Annotated in this window: 14 protein-coding genes; 9 read left to right on the top strand and 5 right to left on the bottom strand. The window is 48.4% G+C overall.

The annotated features are described in order from the left end of the window. Positions 1 to 64 precede the first annotated feature (64 nt). Entirely contained in the window at positions 65 to 2653 is a 2589-nt protein-coding gene (locus NDA03_RS05300) for a DUF3769 domain-containing protein (protein WP_348237488.1), read from the bottom strand. A 120-nt stretch (positions 2654 to 2773) separates the two neighbouring features. Next, positions 2774 to 2890 (bottom strand): photosystem II reaction center protein I, encoded by a 117-nt coding sequence (locus NDA03_RS05295; RefSeq protein ID WP_190413836.1) that lies wholly within the window; start codon positions 2888 to 2890, stop codon positions 2774 to 2776. A gap of 644 nt (positions 2891 to 3534) precedes the next feature. Between NDA03_RS05295 and glgP the strand changes: the two genes are divergently transcribed. Further along, positions 3535 to 6168 (top strand): alpha-glucan family phosphorylase, encoded by a 2634-nt coding sequence (glgP, locus tag NDA03_RS05290; protein ID WP_190532646.1) that lies wholly within the window; start codon positions 3535 to 3537, stop codon positions 6166 to 6168. 33 nt (positions 6169 to 6201) lie between these two features. Here the strand turns inward: glgP and NDA03_RS05285 are convergent, their stop codons facing one another. Beyond that, positions 6202 to 6966 (bottom strand): DUF429 domain-containing protein, encoded by a 765-nt coding sequence (locus NDA03_RS05285; protein ID WP_348237550.1) that lies wholly within the window; start codon positions 6964 to 6966, stop codon positions 6202 to 6204. Between the two features lie 644 nt (positions 6967 to 7610). Here NDA03_RS05285 and trpS point away from each other — a divergent pair. From trpS to NDA03_RS05255, 6 genes are all read left to right on the top strand, one after another. Next, positions 7611 to 8618: a tryptophan--tRNA ligase gene (gene trpS / locus NDA03_RS05280; RefSeq protein WP_190678209.1), complete on the top strand. Its 1008-nt coding sequence runs from the start codon at positions 7611 to 7613 to the stop codon at positions 8616 to 8618. Between the two features lie 50 nt (positions 8619 to 8668). Further along, positions 8669 to 9676 (top strand): methylenetetrahydrofolate reductase, encoded by a 1008-nt coding sequence (locus NDA03_RS05275; protein ID WP_348237487.1) that lies wholly within the window; start codon positions 8669 to 8671, stop codon positions 9674 to 9676. After that, entirely contained in the window at positions 9630 to 10688 is a 1059-nt protein-coding gene (locus tag NDA03_RS05270) for a cysteine hydrolase family protein (RefSeq protein ID WP_348237486.1), read from the top strand. Before NDA03_RS05275 ends, NDA03_RS05270 begins: the two co-directional genes overlap by 47 nt. Positions 10689 to 10824: 136 nt before the next feature. Further along, positions 10825 to 12171 (top strand): AAA family ATPase, encoded by a 1347-nt coding sequence (locus NDA03_RS05265; protein WP_348237485.1) that lies wholly within the window; start codon positions 10825 to 10827, stop codon positions 12169 to 12171. After that, positions 12171 to 13427: a tetratricopeptide repeat protein gene (locus tag NDA03_RS05260; RefSeq protein ID WP_348237484.1), complete on the top strand. Its 1257-nt coding sequence runs from the start codon at positions 12171 to 12173 to the stop codon at positions 13425 to 13427. Before NDA03_RS05265 ends, NDA03_RS05260 begins: the two co-directional genes overlap by 1 nt. Positions 13428 to 13537: 110 nt before the next feature. After that, positions 13538 to 14812: a tetratricopeptide repeat protein gene (locus tag NDA03_RS05255; RefSeq protein WP_348237483.1), complete on the top strand. Its 1275-nt coding sequence runs from the start codon at positions 13538 to 13540 to the stop codon at positions 14810 to 14812. A gap of 180 nt (positions 14813 to 14992) precedes the next feature. Here the strand turns inward: NDA03_RS05255 and NDA03_RS05250 are convergent, their stop codons facing one another. Together NDA03_RS05250 and NDA03_RS05245 are read right to left on the bottom strand one after the other, a co-directional pair. Continuing rightward, positions 14993 to 15763: an anti-sigma factor gene (locus NDA03_RS05250; RefSeq protein ID WP_348237482.1), complete on the bottom strand. Its 771-nt coding sequence runs from the start codon at positions 15761 to 15763 to the stop codon at positions 14993 to 14995. A gap of 7 nt (positions 15764 to 15770) precedes the next feature. Continuing rightward, complete coding sequence (locus NDA03_RS05245) at positions 15771 to 16361, bottom strand: sigma-70 family RNA polymerase sigma factor (protein ID WP_348237481.1); 591 nt, start codon at positions 16359 to 16361, stop codon at positions 15771 to 15773. Between the two features lie 541 nt (positions 16362 to 16902). On the opposite strand from NDA03_RS05245, the gene phaE reads away from it, so the two are divergent. Then, entirely contained in the window at positions 16903 to 17817 is a 915-nt protein-coding gene (gene phaE / locus NDA03_RS05240; protein ID WP_190429201.1) for a class III poly(R)-hydroxyalkanoic acid synthase subunit PhaE, read from the top strand. Between the two features lie 7 nt (positions 17818 to 17824). Then, positions 17825 to 18877, top strand: coding sequence for a class III poly(R)-hydroxyalkanoic acid synthase subunit PhaC (phaC, locus tag NDA03_RS05235; protein WP_348237480.1), 1053 nt, complete (start codon positions 17825 to 17827; stop codon positions 18875 to 18877). The last annotated feature ends 241 nt before the right edge of the window (positions 18878 to 19118 follow it).

Below are 19118 nucleotides of genomic sequence, written 5' to 3'. Positions count from 1 at the left end.
ATAAATAAAAGCCCCAACCGCATGCAACGGTTGGGGCTTTTATTTAAAGCATTGCACTCAGTTTCTAACGAGAAACCCCTTGCACGACTGGACGCACACCAGAGCCAGGGAACGGTTCCGGAGTACCCAACCAGTTAAAGTCATTAAGCCGAAAACTGATGGAACCCAGCTCCAAAACAGGGTTGTAGCGCAGGACGATGTTGTAGGTGCGGCGGCTGTATTCCAGAAAGTAGTCGGTGCTGATGTTCTCCTTAGTATTTAAATTGACCGAGGTTTGAAAACCCAGGCGAAACGGGCCATAAATCTGTTGGGTAATGCCCGCGGAAAGGACGTTGGTGTCCACGAGGCGGTCAAATAAGAAAGGTGATATACCACCACGAGCAACTTGAGAGTAGGTAACGTTAAACCCGGTGTAATCTAAAAAAGGTCGGGAGAAATGACCGAATTGCCCTTGCACCCCAATGCTCCCGCTCAGGGATTCCTGGCTATCCCCACTACTGTAACCACTATAAACGCCGGTGACGCCCGTCGTTAATAGTACATAGGGAACAACTGGCACGGGTGTGTAGCGCAGTCCTTCGGTGGGGGTGGCAGGCAACCCTTTACCCCGCCAAAGTAAAAAGTTGCGGTTGAGGGAGGCACTGGCTTGATAGCGACTGAGACTGACGCGATTGTTGGTTTGCCCTGGTTCGAGCAAGTCTAAACGGTCTGTATCTGCGTTGATGAACTGGGCACCCGCTTGATAAGTGAGGTTGATGCCAGTATTCCCTAAGGGAATGACCGGAGAAGTCAGAACTGCGCCTAAACTACTCTGGACCGTTTGATAGCCGAGGGAGCCGTTGAACAGGCGATCGCGGTAGCTATATTCTAAATTTAAGGTATGGGGTAGACGGGTGCCGATAATCTGGCGCAGCCGCAGGCTCGCTCTTAGCTGGTCGTCTGCGATCTCTTCGGGATCTAGACTGGTGAAAACAGCCGACCCTCTCAAGGTTGTGGTGGGACTGAGGGTGGCATCTAGTCTAGTCCTGAGACCAAACACGGAGGGATCGAGGAAGCTCCCCTCAGAAACCGCTTTTTGAAGAAAATATTGCGGGGTGACGCGCAATCGCACGCGGTTGGTAGAAATCAGTTGAAAGGTTCGTTCCGCAAACACACCACCTCGGTCTTCAGCATCATACCCGAAGGTGACGAGACCCGGTTCGGTTTCGCTCCGGTCAATCACTCTGCGATCTTGAAAAATTGGGATCGAAAAACCCTGGTCAAAAACGACGCGGGAGCGGGTGGTGGTAATTTCATCTACCAGGGGCGAAATCCGCCTAAATCTGGCTGTATCTGCCCGTACCTCAAGTTCTGGTGGCGAAAAGGGATCGTTGGTTAGGCGAACATTGGTAGCAAAAGCTCCTTCAGAGTCGAAATCCACCCGGTCGGCTTGAAAGCGCAGCCGGTTAATTGCGCCCCCTTCCTGAAACGGCTGCTGGTTTTGGATGTTCTGGCTAGCCCCAACGACCAGTCCGTAGCCGCCAGGACTGGTGATATTCGAGACGGGTTGGTTGGCGGTAATGCGATCGCTTAACGGTCGCACTGACGCAGCCGCAGCACTGACATCATTGGGTAAAGGACTCGAAAAATCTGCCCCTGCTGAAGGCTGGTAAATCTCGCCACTGGCATTTAAGAGGAAACCGCTATCCTGGGCAAAATAATACTCAACGCGATCGCCCCGCAGCACTTGTTCGCCTCGCGTCATGGCGACATTCCCGTCGCCCACTACAACGCGATTCGGCAAGTTTACCTGTAGCCGATCCGCATCTACTACCGCACCCTGGTAGCGCAAGACAACATCGCCTTCTGCTGTAACGACTTGTCGATCTACATCGTATTCTTGCTGGTCAGAAGTTAATTCCACAACGCCTCCCGTACCGCCAGAAGTCGTAGGCGGAGGTGGCGTCGTACCGGGGGCGGGGGCGGGTGCTGGTTGATTTTCTGGGGTGGGAGGTGCGGGTGCTGATGCCGGTGCCGGTGCCAATTCTTCTTCAGGCCAAGGCTCACCCTCCGACACGGGCGCTGGAGGAGCCGATTCTATCGGAGTTTCACTCGGCGAAGATTCCAGAGCTTCCAGAGATTCTGAGGGTTCTGGAGGCTGTTGCTCGACACTCGGCAGCTGCTTTTGCAACATAGGAGTTGCCGTGCGTTCTTTTACGTTTACAGCCTGACTTCCCGCGTTCTGAGTGCTAGGTTCTGACTCTTGATTTTCTACCGACGAAGCACCAAATTCAGCAACGTTCGGAAAATCCTGATCTGGGTATGCGTAAGGGCGAAGCCGTTGTGCTGACAATGCAGGGTCGTCGTCATTCTGGTCTGTCTGCACAGATGCTTCTTCCCTACCACTCCCATTCCTGACAATTGGATGACCCACTGAAATTGGGGCACCAAGGGGGGCAGCTTTTCTGGTGGGGATAGAAATTACAGAGAGCGAGGAAGAAGACTCCGGCGCAAACGTTTCCGGCTGCGTCGGGGCAGCAAGGGTCTCAGGTTGCAGGGTTCGCTGGGAATCCGATGCAATTGTTTGAGCGGAGACAGCTAGAGAAGTGACATCCTCTGGCGGCAACGTGTTGATAATCGCAGGCGGTGGGGGCGGCGGAACTGGTTGGGGCATCTTCTAGCAACAGGAGTTGAGCGGACAGCACCAATGCCTATCCTCAACTGCACTCTGAGTAGGGTGCCTCGCAGTGGACTGCTGCCCCGACATCGGCCTGAGGCATAAAGCGATCGCTGTTTATTCCAGATCCCGGCGTTTTGGGTTACGGGAAGGATCGCTGGACAAAAATCCAAACACAAAGAGCAGGCTGAAGAAGGCAACGACTATATAAACGACAATTTTGAGAGTCACCATACCGATATCTACTCCAGACGGGAAAGGCTGAATGTTGCTGCCTTAAAGGCAGAACAACTTTCTCATAATACCGAAATATTGCTTCATTTTTGCCTTGAGTCTGGAGTGATTGTTGACCTCAAGCGGTCAGTCCAGCCGTCGTTTGAGCTGCTTAAACTGCTCTGACGATTGCCAGAGCGCGAAGTTTCCCTAGCGATCGCTTAGTTGTTATACCACGAGATCGCACCCGGTTCCTGGGTTTTAACTTTTCCCTAGCTCAAAATCAAGGAAATTGCAGAACCCGGGAAATACTGAAATCCTTGCTAGGGTGCGATCCCAGATAGCTAAGGTGTTTGGACGCCAGGAGGATAAACACGCGAATGCCACTAAATGCCACTAATGGTGCCCAAGGGCAGCGTTGCAAGAGACGCGATGTTCACCGCTTTTAGGCGATCGCTCCTAGCACGGGAGCGCTTTTCTAAACAAATTTTCTCAATATTCCCTGAAAAAACTAGGATTTTAGATTGAAAGCGGCAGCTTGCTAAGGGCAGCTAGCTGGATAAAGGGATCAACATTTCCAGTCCAAAAAAAGAGTATAAAGAGCATCCAACTTGTAGCGGAAGTGAGTACACAATAGCTCTATTAAGACTTGAGAGGCTTTGTCAATGCAGCCGATTCGGACATTTAACGTTTCCCCCGCTTTGCCGTCAAGGCTAGAACCCTTACGAAAACTGGCATACAACCTGCATTGGGATTGGAACTTTGAAACCAAAGAGTTATTTCGCCGCCTAGACCGCGATTTGTGGGAATCCAGCCGTCACAATCCAGTGCTAATGCTGGGAACTATTTCTCAAGCGCGGCTACAAGAAGTTGCTGAAGATGAAGGCTTTGTTGCCCACATGGAACGAGCCAGCCGCCAGCTAGACGACTACCTGCAAGAACGGACGTGGTATCGCAAACACAGGAATGAGGTGAACGGTCAGAGGACTGAGAAGAAACAAGAAAATTCTTCTGCTTTCTCGCTCCGTCCTCAGGACTCAGGACTCAGGACTCAGGAGTGTTATGCCTATTTCTGCGCGGAATTTGGTCTAACCGACTGCCTGCCCATTTACTCTGGTGGCTTGGGCGTTCTCGCGGGAGACCATCTGAAATCAGCCAGTGACTTAGGCTTACCCCTCGTTGCCGTCGGCTTACTCTATCAGGAAGGGTATTTTGCCCAGTACCTCAATGCCGATGGTTGGCAGCAGGAACGCTATCCGGTTAACGATTTCTACAATATGCCGTTGCACCCGGAGCAAAATCCTGACGGTTCGGAACTGCGGATTTCTGTAGAGTATCCAGGGCGCACCGTCTATGCCCGTGTCTGGCGCGTGCAAGTGGGCACTGTGCCCCTATACCTGCTCGATACCAACATTGAGCCGAACAATCCCTACGACCACGACATCACCGACGAGCTGTATGGTGGTGACTTGGATATGCGGATTCACCAGGAGATGATGTTGGGCATCGGGGGCTTCCGGATGCTGAAGGCGCTGGGATACAAACCCACTGTTTACCATCTGAATGAAGGTCACTCAGCGTTTCTGATTCTGGAACGCATCCGGATGCTGATGCAGGAAGAGAAACTGGATTTTGCCGCCGCTAAACAAGTGGCGCAAGCAAGTCAAGTTTTCACGACTCACACGCCTGTCTCTGCTGGGTTCGATTTGTTCCCCCCGGATAAGGCTCTTTATTACGTGGGGCACTATGCCGATATTTACGGACTTTCCCACGAAGAGTTTCTCGGCTTAGGACGGGAGGACACTGGGGATTTGGCGTCACCGTTTAGCATGGCAGCACTGGCGATGAAGACATCGAGCTTTGTCAATGGGGTTGCTCAGCTGCACGGGTTGGTGTCGCGGAAGATGTTTCAGAGTCTCTGGAAAGATTTTCCACTCAATGAGGTGCCGATTACCGCGATTACGAATGGAGTCCACGCCCGCACTTGTGTAGCGAAGTCAACGCAGGAGCTGTATGACCGCTACCTTGGCCCTCAGTGGTCTGACGCGCCAGTAGACGATCCGTTGTGGGAGCGGGTGCAGTCGATTCCGGATGAGGAGTTGTGGCGCAATCACGAGCGTCAGCGGTCAGAACTGGTGGTGTTTGTGCGCGATCGCCTAGTGAGAAAGTTGCGCGATCGCGGTGCTTCTCCCTCTGAGATTGACCAAGCGCAGGAAGTATTAGATCCAACGGTGCTAACAATCGGGTTTGCCCGTCGTTTTGCGACTTATAAGCGGGCAACTCTGTTTTTGCGGAACCTAGACCGGATCAAGAAAATCTTGTTGGGCGATCCAAATCGGCGGGTGCAATTCGTCATTGCTGGAAAAGCTCATCCCAAGGATATGCCTGGGAAGGAACTGATCCGGGATATCATTCATTTCTCGCGGGAAGAAGGAATGAATGCCAGTGTGGTGTTTATCCCGGACTACGATACTTATGTTGCCCGGTTAATGGTGGCGGGTTGTGATGTTTGGCTGAACACCCCCAGACGTCCGCGAGAGGCATCTGGCACCAGTGGAATGAAGGCGGCGATGAATGGTTTGCCAAATCTGAGCGTGCTGGATGGCTGGTGGGATGAGGCAGATTATGTCCGCACTGGCTGGCCCATCGGTCACGGGGAAGACTATGAAGACCTCAATTATCAAGATGATGTGGAAGCGAATGCTTTGTACGACTTGCTAGAACAGGAAGTCGTGCCGCTGTTCTATAACCGGGATGGAGCTGGAATTCCCCGCAAGTGGACTGCCAAAATGAAGGATTCGATTCGGTTGAATTGTCCGTTCTTCAATACGTCGCGGATGGTGCGGGAGTATGCAGTGCGGGGATATTTCCCAGCAAGCGATCGCTACTCTACGATGACCGCAGACAACTACGCCCCCGCCAAGGATGTAGCCGCCTGGAAGCAACGAATCTTCGAGCAATGGTACAACATCAAAATCGAAGAAGTTGATGTCTCTGAACCGGCTGGGATTATGGTCAACCAAACCGTTAGCGTCAAAGCGCGGGTTAATCTGGGGGAACTCAGCTCCGATGATGTTCAAGTTGAACTTTATCAGGGTGCAGTTGGTGTCGATGGGGAAATTGTCAACGGCATTCCCGTAGTGATGGATTACCAAGGCAAAGATCAACAAGGATGTAGTATTTACACTGTTGATATTCTTTATACCTCCAGTGGTTTGCAGGGTTTCTCTTTACGGGTTTTGCCAAAACACAATAATCTATCAAGCCCCTACGAATTGGGACTGATTCTTTGGGCTTAGAAAGTTTTGAGTTTTGAGTTATTAATTCAAAATTTAAAACTCAAAACGATTTTTGGGGACAACAATATATCCAGTGGTGTCATCTCCCAGCACCAGATTTCTTTCTAATCCCCAGTACCACCAATGAGCGCCCACATAGGCACAGATGAGGCTATCTAGCTTATCTTCTAAGGCTTTAAAGGTTGCAAGAGTACTGGGGATTTCTGCAAGCATCGAACCCCAAAGATGGAGAATCGGCACAGAGGATGAAGAGACATTTAGGGCAGGGTGGAAAGTTGGTAAGCTATTGACAATATACTGGCGGAGTTTGATTAGTTCTAATTGACGCTCTGCCAGCTTGCCTTTTTTGTATTTAAGAATCCGCTCTAAGCTGAATAAATTTACGATGGCTGGGTGGGGAAATACTTCGATTTGATAGCGTCCCGGTTGCTGGGGTTTGATAATTGGTGCGTGAGCAAATCTACGGGATTCAAGGCTGAGTCCAAATCCTACGATGCGTTGGGCGAAGGGGAGTCCTAGATTCTCTGGGTAGCAACCCGCGTGATAGCGACCAAAATATTTGTGGGTAAGTTTATCAGGTAGTCGTGTCCCGGTGGTATTAGGAATCAGCGTTGGGGCATCAACGGCAATCATCGCTGGTTCTGCTGCGGGTGCCCAGGTATCAATCCAGTTGAGAATCTCTTCTATTGTTTCGAGTCTATCTAAATCCAGCAGATGCAATTGCCCATCTTCCCAAGCGAGGCAGCATAATCCGCTGGGTTGCGATCGCCATCCCAAATCAATGCCTAAAAATTTCATCACACTGAAATTTTATTATCTATGGTCATCTTAAGGGATTTATGGAATCCTCTGCTTTGTTTTTCTTTATGTCCTTGGTTGGCGTTTTTAGGAATTTATTTAAAAATGCTTTGGAAATAAAATAGAATTACTGTGTTAATTTTATTAGATTGAATTGAGTTTTTAAAAAACTAGCTTTTTTATCACTTTTTTCCGCCCATGTAATCTACTAAAATTTCGCTTTAAAATAAAGATAAAATAATTTTTTATTAGCTATACTTGAACAACTCTCAAAAAATGAATTTTAGCGAGTCTATACTACCCGAAGATGTAATCATTTTGGTTGTCTATTTTGTGCACCCAGAATCTCTAGATGCAGTTCTGGAATTTAGAGAAATAATCTGCCAGTAAATTTACCAATAAAACTCCTGAAAAGCGCGATCGCATTCTGAGTAGGGTTGGTTATTTTCCATCCCAGCAAAAAAACTGATTATGGGTAAAATGGAGCGTTTAGGTAACGAATAATTGCAAAAGACGCGATCGCTCCTTTACTTCTGGGCTGTTAAAATAACGCCGCGCTGATTCCATAAAATGTCAAACTAGATAGATAAGTTTTGTTAACGCAGGCATCAAAACTGCGCTTCTAGATAGCTAAATTGAAATTCATGGTTAAGCAACGCGTTCTCTCTGGGGTTCAACCAACGGGTAATCTGCATCTGGGTAACTACTTGGGAGCAATCCGCAACTGGGTAGAAGGGCAGAGTCAGTACGAAAATTTCTTCTGTGTGGTGGATTTGCACGCGATTACCGCGCCCCACGATGCCAGTACGTTAGCTGAAAATACTTATAAAATTGCTGCTTTGTATTTGGCTTGTGGGATTGATTTGGAAGATTCTAGTATTTTCGTACAATCCCACATCCCGGCTCACAGCGAACTGACTTGGCTGCTTAACTGTATTACTCCCCTTAACTGGCTGGAAGATATGATCCAGTTCAAGGAAAAGGCACTTAAGCAGGGGGAAAATGTCAATACTGGCTTGCTAGACTATCCAGTGCTGATGGCGGCAGATATTTTGCTCTACCAGGCGGATAAAGTGCCGGTGGGAGAAGACCAGAAGCAGCACTTAGAATTAACCCGCGATATTGCGAATCGGTTTAATTACCAATTTTGCCGGGAAAAGCCGGTGCTGAAACTGCCAGAGCCGCTGATTCGGACTGAGGGTGCTAGAGTAATGAGTCTGACGGATGGCACTCGGAAGATGTCGAAATCCGATCCTTCGGACATGAGCCGAATTAACCTGCTCGATACCCCAGAGCAAATCCAAAATAAGATTAAACGCTGCAAAACTGACTCAGTGCGCGGTCTAACTTTTAATGATTCGGAACGACCCGAAGCCCGAAATTTGCTGACGCTATACATGGTGCTTTCGAGCAAGACGAAGGAAGAAGTCGCAGCCGAGTGTCAGGATATGGGCTGGGGACAATTTAAGCCCTTGCTGACGGAAACCACGATTAACGCCCTGAAACCGATTCAGGAAAAGTATCAAGCGGTGATGGATGACAAAGGCTATTTGGAGTCCGTGTTGCGCGATGGTAGGCAGAAAGCGGAAGCGATCGCGTCCGTTACTCTCGCCCAAGTGAAAGCTGCCCTCGGTTATTCGGTTCCCCTTTAACCAGATATAAGTTATCAAGGATGGAAGCGATTAGTGATTGATGCTTCAGAATGAGTTATTTAATTCAAAATTCAGCAGGAACGCGGGAACCCCGCCCCTACAAGACCAATTTGCGTACTGCTGTGGAATCGGGTGAATTTTTAGTGACCGCTGAGGTTGCCCCTCCCAAGGGCGGCGATCCCTCCGAGATGCTGAAAATGGCGCAAACCCTTGAAGGTCGGGTTCATGCGGTCAATATTACCGATGGCAGTCGGGCGGTGTTGCGGATGTGTTCGATGGCGGCTTCGATCATATTGCTCCAGCATGGAATCGAGCCGATTTGCCAGATTGCTTGTCGCGATCGCAACCGCATCGGATTGCAAGCTGACTTGATGGGTGCCCATGCGTTGGGAATTCGCAATATCTTAGCTTTGACTGGCGATCCTGTAAAAGCTGGAGATCATGCCGATGCCAAGAGTGTATTTGACCTAGAATCCGTGCGGTTGCTGGGATTAATCAAAAAAATGAATCTCGGCTTCGACTGGAACGACAAACCCTTGAGTGATGGGGCGACTGACTTGTTCGTGGGTGCGGCTATCGATCCGCAATTAGCTAGCTGGTCGGGGTTGCAAAGTCGATTTGAGCGGAAATTAGCAGCAGGGGCGCAGTTTTTCCAAAGTCAGCTGATTTGCGATTTTGACCGCCTAGAAAAATTTATGGATCAAATCGCGGCTGGTTGTGGAAAGCCAATTTTGGCAGGAATTTTTCTGCTCAAATCTGCTAAGAATGCCCAATTTATCAATCGATGCGTGCCTGGAGTAAATATTCCCGACCACATTATTGAGAGACTCGCCGCTGCTTCAGATCCCTTGCAAGAAGGGATGCTAATTGCCGCCGAACAAGTCAAATTAGCTCGTCAACTCTGCCAAGGGGTTCATATGATGGCAGTGAAACGAGAAGATTTGATTTCGCAAATCCTCGATTTAGCCGGAATTCCACCGCTGACTCCGGTGGCGACAGCAGGAGAAAATAATGAACGCACAAACAACAAAGCAGTTGCCGATTCCGCCTCACTTTGATGCCAAAAAGGTCGGGGAAGTCTGGCGGGTGCCTTATCAGCAACGGGCAGCGGATGCGAGAGAGTGGGCGAAAAAGCATCAGATTTCAGCGGCGGCTGAGGACAAAACTCGCATTTGCCTATTGTTAATCGATGTCCAGAATACGTTTTGCATCCCCGATTTTGAATTATTTGTCGGTGGGAGAACGGGTACGGGTGCGGTAGAAGATAATCGGCGGCTGAGTGAATTTATTTATCGGAATTTGGGAGTCATTAGCGCGATCGCTCCCACAATGGATACTCACACGGCAATGCAAATTTTCCACCCCATCTTCTGGATTAACAACGCCGGAGAACATCCCACCGCCGCCGTCACGATGATTACACCGGAGGATGTTCACCAAGGCGTGTGGAAGGTGAATCCAGCCGTTGCTGGAATTGCCAGTGTCGATTACGCCGAACTTTCCTCACACGCTTTGCATTATGTCAAGCATTTGAGTGAAGCAGGTAAATATCCGCTGACAGTGTGGCCTTATCATTCCATGCTGGGTGGAATCGGTCACGCTTTAGTGTCAGCGGTAGAAGAGGCACTCTTTTTCCACTGTATTGCCCGGAATAGCCAAACGCAGTTTGAAATTAAAGGCGACAATCCTTTAACTGAAAATTATTCTGTCCTCCGGGCGGAAGTTTTGGAAAGTACAAATGGACGCCCGATTGCTCAGAAAAATACCAGCTTGATTCAACAGTTACTCGCGTTTGATGCGGTGATTATTGCTGGTCAAGCGAAGAGTCACTGCGTTGCCTGGACAATTGATGATTTGTTATCAGAAATAACAGCAAAAGACGCTAATCTGGCGAAAAAGGTGTATCTGCTAGAAGATTGCACCTCACCTGTTGTCGTTCCTGGAGTGGTGGATTACACGGATGGAGCAGAAGAAGCTTTTGCTAGATTTGCCGCAGCGGGAATGCATCTGGTTCAATCCACTCAACCCCTAGAAACCTGGGCTGACTTTCCTAAAATTGGGAATGGGTAAGTGAGTTTTGAGTTTTAGAGTTTTGAGTAACAAGAGAGTTTTGAATAACAAGAGAGTTTTTTAATCTGAAAATTAACCTTAAAAATTATTACTAATTACCATTCACCAATCGCCAATCACCCCTTACCAATTACCGATGACTAGCAGCAACGATGCAATTCAGGCACTGCGCGAGGCTCTCCGATTTTCTCCGGATAATGTACCCTTGCGACAACATCTTGCAGAGACACTTTTGAGCCAGGGTCAGGCAGAGGAAGCCGAGCAAGAATACCGCCTCGCCTTAGCGCGATCGCCCGAAAATCAGCAGTTGAAATTGGGATTAGCTCGTGCCTTCTATCAACAAGGAAAGCATCCCCAAGCACTGGTTATTGTGGAAGATCAAATAAAGCGCTTGGATTGTCCAGCGGGTGCTTTTCTGCTTCATGCGCGTCTTCTTCTCAACACGGGGGCTGTGGAACAAGCTGTCCGTCAGTATCGCAGGGCAGTCGAAGTCGATCCATCTGTCAAAGATGCTGATTTTGCCGAAAGGTTGGGAATTGGGGCACAGGAGGACGTTCAAGAGGTCGTAGACGGGAAAATTCGGGCAGGGGTGGGAGACTTTCCGAACTCAGAAGAAGATACTCCAGTCGAAAAACCCGCGATCGGATTCCGAGATGTTGGCGGTATGGAAGCGGTCAAAGACGAAATTCGGATGAAAATTATTTATCCCCTGAAACAGCCGGAACTGTACAAAGCTTACGGGAAGGCAATTGGGGGCGGAATTTTAATGTACGGCCCTCCGGGTTGCGGTAAAACTTACCTGGCTCGTGCGACAGCTGGCGAAATTAATTCTAGTTTCCTCTCTGTCGGAATTAACGATGTATTAGATATGTGGTTGGGCAACAGCGAACGCAACTTGCACGACCTTTTTGAACAAGCTAGACGCAACCAACCTTGCGTATTATTTTTTGATGAAGTTGATGCTTTAGCTGCCAGTCGTACGGATTTGCGACAAAATTCTAGCCGCATGGTAATTAACCAATTTCTATCAGAATTGGACGGAGTGAGGAGTTCTAATGAAGGGGTATTAATTCTAGCTGCAACGAACGCTCCTTGGCACTTAGACTCAGCCTTCCGTCGTCCGGGTCGTTTTGACCGCATCTTGTTTGTACCACCGCCTGATGCAGAAGCAAGAGCTGCCATTTTGCGCTTGTTGTGTCGGGGTAAGCCAGTGGAGGATATTGACTACAACCACCTAGCGAAGAAAACTGAGAATTATTCAGGCGCAGACTTAATGGCAGTGGTGGATGTGGCAGTAGAAAAGAAGTTAGCAGAAGCGATGAAAGTAGGTATCCCGAAGCCACTGACTACCAAAGATTTAGCTTCGGCGGCGGGAAGCGTGAAACCTTCGACAAAAGAATGGTTTTCAACGGCTCGTAATTATGCCTTGTATGCGAATGAGAGCGGTTTGTACGATGACATCCTGAAATATCTGAAACTCTGATGGGCGTACATTTGGAGCGTGCCGAAATCCTCATGGCTCAATCGCGTTATGAGATGGCGGCGCAGGAATTGCAGCAGGAATTAGCAGTCGATCCAGATAGCGCCCAGGCTTATGCGTGGCTAGGCTGGTGCTTGAGGTTTCTCAAGAAGTACGAGGAAGCAATAAAAGAAGCTGAGCAAGCAATTAAGCTGGCACCAGATTGGGAGAATGGTTATTACGTTCTGGGTTGGATTCTCTGCGATCGCAATCAGCTTCTGGAAGCTGAGAACGTAACCAAAGAGGCAATTCGCCTAAATCCTGAAAATGCCAACCATTTCATCCTACTATCAAACATTCGAGTTAAACAAAAGCGATGGCAGGAGGCACTAGAAGCAGCGACGCAGGGGCTTAACATAGAGCCAGAGAATGTTGACTGTTTGAATAACAAAGGAATTGCCCTATTCGAGTTGGGTCGAACAGAGGAGGCAATCGCTACGACTGAGCAAGCGATCGCGCTTGACCCGGAGAATGCCCTCAACTACAACAACTTGGGATGGATGATACTGAATCGGGAAGGAAGCCCCACGAAAGCTTGGGAGTATTTCCGCCAAGCACTCCGACTCAACCCCAATTTGGAATCTGCACAGGATGGACTCATCCAAGCGATCAAGTTAAAAAACCCACTATACAGACCAGTTTACAGGTGTGTAATATTCCCGTACCGCCGTTTACAACTAGGCAGATTTTTGAGCGGGAAAGCTTTGTTGGGCTTCTTTGCCTGCTTGTGTTTGGGATTCCGTATATTGCTGAATCTTGCTGCAACTAATCCCAATCCTTTGATTTGGTTAGCGCTGATTGTTTTGTTTTGGTTAATCTTTTTGCCTTGGTTTGTAGACCTCTTGATAACCCTATTACTCGAATTGAAGTTTAAGCAATCCTATTGGCTCACGACTTTAGTTTGGGCAATACTAAGCGCATTTTATTTGTGGTTAATGACCGGAAATTCTAAAACTCTGTTTGCTCCCGTTTTATTTGGATTGTTGCTTCTGCCTGTATCGGCAACATTCCGATCTTCAGCAGGGTGGCACAGCAACCTCATGGTGGGATATACAACCATCATGGGGTTAGTTGGGCTGGCAGGGCTAGTTCTTCCATTACCAGGGCTACCTTTTGTAAGTGTTGACGTTTGGTTCTGGTTGACTTGGTTCATCGTTCTCGCATTGGGAACGCTTTTTTCCTTTTCTTTGAGCAGAAGAAGCTCTCCCAAGTTAAAGTAGTGCCTGAAAAAGAATGGTTTTTGACTGCTCGTAATGATGCCTTATATGCGAATAAGAGCAGTTTGTACGACGACATCCTGAGATGACATCCTGAAATATCTGAAACTCTGATGGGCATACATTTGGAGCGGGCACAGCTGCTGATTGAGCAGTCGCGGTATGAAATGGCAGAGAAAGAACTGCGACAGGAACTGGCAATGGAGCCAGATAGCGCGATCGCGCATACTCTGCTCGCCCTGTGCTTGAATTATCGCCAAATGTACCCGGAAGCCACCCAGATGGCTCAGCAAGCGATTCGCTTGGCTCCCGATTGGGGTTACGCTCACTACGTCCTAGCCTATATTCTGTGCGATTACAACCAGCTTCTAGAAGCGGAAACGGTACTGAAAGAGGCTTTGCGGCTGAGTCCCGATAACCCCAGCTACTTCGCCCTACTCTCGCGCATCCGATATAATCTACAGCTTTGGCACTCAGCACTTGAAGCGGCAACCCAAGGGCTTGTCGTTGACCCAGAGGACGTGGAGTGCCTAAATTACCGAGCGATGTGTCTGATGCAACTCGGTCGCTTACCAGAAGCTCAGGCGGTCATTGAGAGTGCGATCGCGCTTGACCCAGAATATGCGGGAAGCTATGCCAACCGCGGCTGGATACTCCTGGCGCAGGGAGGATATCCCGCTAAAGCGTTAGAGTGTTTTCGCGAAGCACTACGGCTTCAACCAACCTTTGAGTGGGCGCGACGGGGAATCGTCGAAGCGCTCAAGGCAAAGAACCCGCTCTACAGGCTGATGCTGCGCTACTTCTTGTGGAGTTCTAGGCTGAGTAACGGAGCTAGGTTGGGCTTCAGTATCGGCTTGTACTTCGCTTTCCGCCTGCTAGTGGGCGGCATCGCTGCAAGTAGCAACCCTTTGCTGTGGTTCGTAGTGATTGCCTACTGTCTGTTTGTCCTGCTTACCTGGATTGCTGACCCCTTATTCACCTTATTACTCCGGTTTGACCGCTTCGGGCGATTAACCCTTTCCGAACAAGAGGTTAAAAACTCAAATTTAGTCGGGGCAGTATTTCTAAGCATCTTAATGGCAATTGGTCTGTGGTTGGTGACTAAAAACACCAACATCCTCATCGTCGCCCTCTCACTAGGACTTTTGTTGCTACCGATAACGGCGATGTTAAATTGTCCGGCAGGATGGCCCAGAAAGTTCATGGCAACCTACACGATCGTTTTAGCGATCGCATGGCTGGCGGCTATCGGTCTATCATTAGCCGAGCCGCCTCTGGGAGAAATTGGCGTTCAGTTTGCCGGAATTTCCCTAGCTTTTTTCTGGCTTGGTTCGATACTTTCGAGCTGGTTGGCAACTGTACTGATGGGCGTCAAACCAAAGCAGTGAGTGCGAGGATCTCAAGTATGTTTTCTTTACCTGAAAATCCTTCTCGAAGGTATTCCCCATAGGTTTTTAGAGCGGTTAAAAGGTTAAAAATATTTGCTCAACACTTTTAAGCTCAACACTTTTAAGCTCAACACTTTTAAAATACCTCCCAATATTCCAGCGCTCGTTGCTTCCCCTCTGCTACAAACTACTTTCGACCATAACTGCGGGACCGACTGGCTGCGGAGGTAGGCTAGAGGGTTCTAAGGTAACAGCTAAGGTTGAGGTTGTAGCACCACAAGCACCGACGGGAATGGAAATCTGCTCTAAAACAGTTCCCCCCTGACTTGCCCCAAAATTTGCACAAGGTATCTTTTTCTCGTCAACAATTGCCCAAAGTCGATAAATTTGACTAGATGGGACAGCCGGAAGATTTTGAAAGGCGATTACCGCTTTTTGTTCGTCCAGATTAACGAGAATACTTCCAGACGCCGTATTTGCTTTTTCTGTACCTGTGAGCGTATATAAGCGGGTATTCCGCTGTTGTAGAACCTCAAGGGCATCTTTCTGAGCCTGCACTGTTTGAAGTTCTTGCCGCAGCCGAGACTGCGCTATCTTTAGATTTTGGCGCAGACGATAATTGTCAAAAGCCAAAGCTAGGGCTAACAGTGCTACCAAACTAGCAAAAAGTTTGCTCCAAGGAAAAGAAACCTGTTTTGGAGCGGGTTCGGGGTTAACTGTCGGATTGGCAGCTTCCAGAATCGTCGAACGCAGATGTGGGGGAGGTGTGACTTCAGGAAGGGCGTAGGGCAAGAGTTCAAGCGATGCCTGCAAACGACTCACTTCTTCAGCCAGGTGCGGATTTTTTTCGAGAATTTGCCTAAATTCCTCCGCTTCTTCAGCGCTAAGATCGCCGAGGACATAACCTGCCATTAATTCTTCTAAGTTTTCGGGATTTAAAGGTTCGGTCATGGTGCAACTATTTTAGAAAATCTTGTAACGTTTGCCTCAATTTCAGTAGTCCCTGACGAGCGCGAGTTTTGACCGTCCCTAAGGGGATATTTAGTTGAGCCGCAATTTCCGATTGACTGAGACCCTGGTAATAGGACATTTCTAAGATTTGACGCTGATTTTCTGAAAGTTGCGCCAAGGCGTCCCGAACTTGCTGCGATCGCTCTCCTAACGAAGCTTGCTCAAAAGGGCTTGTAGAGCTGATTTCAGTCGTCATTGTTTGACGCCAACGCTCTAGAAATTTGTGGGTGGTGCCACGAGAGCGAAGTTTGTCAATCGCCCGCGATCGCGTCATTACAGTTAAAAAGCTGCTAAGAGAACCACGAGCCGGATCGTAAGTATTAGTACGCCACAGATGCAGAAAAATCTCTTGAGTGAGGTCTTCTGCTTCTTGGGGATTTTGCAAAATTTTTAATGCTAACCCATAGACAAGAGCGCCATAGCGGTCGTAAAGAGTGCCCAGAGCAGAGGATTGACCAGCTTTAAGTGCTTGAAATAGCTCTGTATCCATCCGGGGCGTTGTATTTGTTGATTTGCCATCGAGAGAGTCAGGATGCATGCGTTCTGGAGAGTAGATCTAAGCCAATCACTCTTCAGAGTCAATTGCAGGACTTGATTGCTCTGCATCTCTCACAGGAGATAAATTCTCTTTTTCTTTAATACGATCTAAAAGATTAATTGGATTTATTTCAACAAAACCGCTGAACGCCTCCGTAATTCTACGAGTAGTGGAATCCAAAATCTCAGTAAAATCATAAGATTTGAAAATACTGTTAATTTGTCAATGAGGTTTCTACTTAATTATGTCGCCAAGCAAGCTTTGAGTTTTTGAGGAGCATCGAATGGAATGGTTCTGGACAATCGCTGGGGTGCTGACTGCGCTCTTGGATGCGATCGCATCCAAGCTTCCAAGAGATACCGCCTTGGTTTCTGGGCTTTTTTGAGTTGGTTCATCATGCCAGAAAACCAGGCAAAGCCTTACTAGCAGTTTTATTTACTTCAACCTCTTTTGGTATACATCTGGGGAATCCATCTTGAGCTAAAAGTACAAGGAATTCAGATGATTGCCCATTAATGTCACCAATCGTTGAGTAAAGGCAATGGAAAGAAACGATACTCCCTGGCTAGAGCAATCCGAGAAGCTGGTGAATATATGGGTTGAGACGGAGAAAATGTGGAAAAGCTGGTTCGATCTCATGAGGTCTGTTACAACTCCGGAAACACTCGTCAATGCTCGCGCAGAGGTCAAGGACGCCCAGCCGCTTTTGGACACTCAGGCGGTCTTTGTGCGTTTCCTGGAGAGATTGACCAGCTCCAGTAAGGACACAAATTTTTTGGTTGAATTGGGCAAGGATTGGCAACCCGTCTTCAACAATTACGCTGATTTGTGGCAAATCTACGAAAAGAATCTGCAAAACTTAGGTCAATTTTGGGCAGAACCACTGCGGCAACCACTAGAGATGGCGACTCAGGCGATGAGCGGCGATCATGCAAGGTCGCCGTCCACCAACCTCTACTGGGACTATCAACAGACCTTTGGCAACTTTCTTTTAAGCCCAAGCCTGGGATATACCCGTGAGTTCAACAACAAACTGCTGAAAAGCTTTGATGCCTGGACAAATTTCTATAAAGCAAGCTTTGACTATCAGTTAGTGCTGATCGATGTTTGGATGAGAGCCTTTGAGCAGCTGGTGCGATTGGCATCTTCCCAGGAAAAAGGCGAAACGCTTCAGAACTGGCGGCAGTTTCAGCAAGTTTGGAGTAAGGTATTTGACCAAGCATTCGCACAGACGTTCCGTTCAGAAAATGCCCTTCAGATCCAGGGTAAGTTCTTGAATGCAGCCATGACCTACAGGCTCCACCAGCAACAGCTAATGGAAGTGTTTCTGAAGATGAATGACTTGCCAACTCGCAGCGAAGTCGATGAGATGCACCACAGCATCTACGAACTGCGGAAGGAAATTAAAAGCCTGAAAAAAGCTTTAGCAGAATCCCAACGCCGCGAAGTGTCTTGAGGATGCAATGCACGAGTTTACCGAGCTAACCGAAAAACTGTTTAAGGGTGCCCATAACTTAAGTCACCTGCGCGAGGAGGACATTCAGATTGGGGTGACACCCAAGGAAGAGGTTTACCGCGAAGATAAGGTGGTGCTGTACCGCTTCACTCCCAAGGTGGAGCCTTCGCTGAACATCCCCATCCTGATTGTTTACGCTCTCGTTAACCGTCCCTACATCGTCGATTTACAAGAAGGGCGATCGCTTGTTGCCAATTTGCTCAAGCTTGGTATGGATGTTTATCTGATTGACTGGGGATATCCGAGTCGAGGCGATCGCTTTTTGACCCTTGACGACTACATCAATGGTTATATCAATAACTGTGTGGACGTAGTACGCGATCGCTACAATCTAGAGCAAATCAACCTGTTAGGAATTTGTCAGGGAGGCGCTTTCAGTCTCTGCTACAGTTCCATTTACCCAGAGAAGGTGAAAAACCTAATTACTATGGTCACTCCAGTGGATTTTCACACCCATGAGGGACTGCTCAATGTTTGGGGTGGAAGCACTCTGGGGTCACAAGCTCTGGATGTGGATTTAATGGTAGATACTCTGGGGAACATCCCTGGCGACTTCATGAACTTAGAGTTTTTGATGCTAAAGCCCTTTCAGTTAGGAATTCAGAAGTATATTGACTTTCTGGATACTATCGATGAGGACAAGTTGCTCAACTTTCTCCGCATGGAAAAGTGGATTTTTGATAGTCCTGACCAAGCTGGGGAAGCTTATCGACAGTTTATGAAGGATTTCTACCAGGGAAACAAACTCATCAAAGGCGAGATCGAGATTGGCAAGAAGCGAGTCAATCTGGAGAATATCCGCATCCCAATTTTGAACATTTACGCCGAGCAAGATCATCTAGTTCCTTCGACATCTTCCTTGGCTCTTGAGAAGTATATCGGGAGCGAAGACTATACCGTGCGCTCCTTCCCAGTCGGGCATATCGGGATGTATGTGAGCAGTAAGGTGCAGCGAGACCTTCCTCCCACGATTGTTGATTGGCTTAAGGCGCGAGTCTAGAACAGTTGGCATCTAGCAATTCTCTATTGGATGCAGTAAGGTTTAACCCCACCTCTGCCTTTCCCCGCGAACGGAGAGGGGTTCAATATTCTCCCCTCTCCGTTTACGGAGAGGGGATGGGGGTGAGGTTCCGAGTGTATATTGCACTAAGAGTGAGAACCGCTATATATAAGCTTTGCGGAGCGCTTTTCGGAAGGCTTTGCTAACGCTTTACAGCAGCTGGCGATCGCACGATCGCAAC

This window comes from Trichocoleus sp. Lan, from assembly GCF_039961855.1.
Lineage (GTDB): Bacteria > Cyanobacteriota > Cyanobacteriia > Cyanobacteriales > FACHB-T130 > FACHB-T130.
Note: the sequence above shows the minus strand (reverse complement) of the source record. Positions and strands in the feature narration are given on the sequence as shown.

Coding starts and splice junctions, on each gene's coding strand:
- NDA03_RS05300 (WP_348237488.1), bottom strand. CDS start 2,653: ATGCCCCAACCAGTTCCGCCGCCCCCACCGCCTGCGATTATCAACACG.
- NDA03_RS05295 (WP_190413836.1), bottom strand. CDS start 2,890: ATGGTGACTCTCAAAATTGTCGTTTATATAGTCGTTGCCTTCTTCAGC.
- glgP (WP_190532646.1), top strand. CDS start 3,535: ATGCAGCCGATTCGGACATTTAACGTTTCCCCCGCTTTGCCGTCAAGG.
- NDA03_RS05285 (WP_348237550.1), bottom strand. CDS start 6,966: ATGAAATTTTTAGGCATTGATTTGGGATGGCGATCGCAACCCAGCGGA.
- trpS (WP_190678209.1), top strand. CDS start 7,611: ATGGTTAAGCAACGCGTTCTCTCTGGGGTTCAACCAACGGGTAATCTG.
- NDA03_RS05275 (WP_348237487.1), top strand. CDS start 8,669: ATGAGTTATTTAATTCAAAATTCAGCAGGAACGCGGGAACCCCGCCCC.
- NDA03_RS05270 (WP_348237486.1), top strand. CDS start 9,630: ATGAACGCACAAACAACAAAGCAGTTGCCGATTCCGCCTCACTTTGAT.
- NDA03_RS05265 (WP_348237485.1), top strand. CDS start 10,825: ATGACTAGCAGCAACGATGCAATTCAGGCACTGCGCGAGGCTCTCCGA.
- NDA03_RS05260 (WP_348237484.1), top strand. CDS start 12,171: ATGGGCGTACATTTGGAGCGTGCCGAAATCCTCATGGCTCAATCGCGT.
- NDA03_RS05255 (WP_348237483.1), top strand. CDS start 13,538: ATGGGCATACATTTGGAGCGGGCACAGCTGCTGATTGAGCAGTCGCGG.
- NDA03_RS05250 (WP_348237482.1), bottom strand. CDS start 15,763: ATGACCGAACCTTTAAATCCCGAAAACTTAGAAGAATTAATGGCAGGT.
- NDA03_RS05245 (WP_348237481.1), bottom strand. CDS start 16,361: ATGCATCCTGACTCTCTCGATGGCAAATCAACAAATACAACGCCCCGG.
- phaE (WP_190429201.1), top strand. CDS start 16,903: ATGGAAAGAAACGATACTCCCTGGCTAGAGCAATCCGAGAAGCTGGTG.
- phaC (WP_348237480.1), top strand. CDS start 17,825: ATGCACGAGTTTACCGAGCTAACCGAAAAACTGTTTAAGGGTGCCCAT.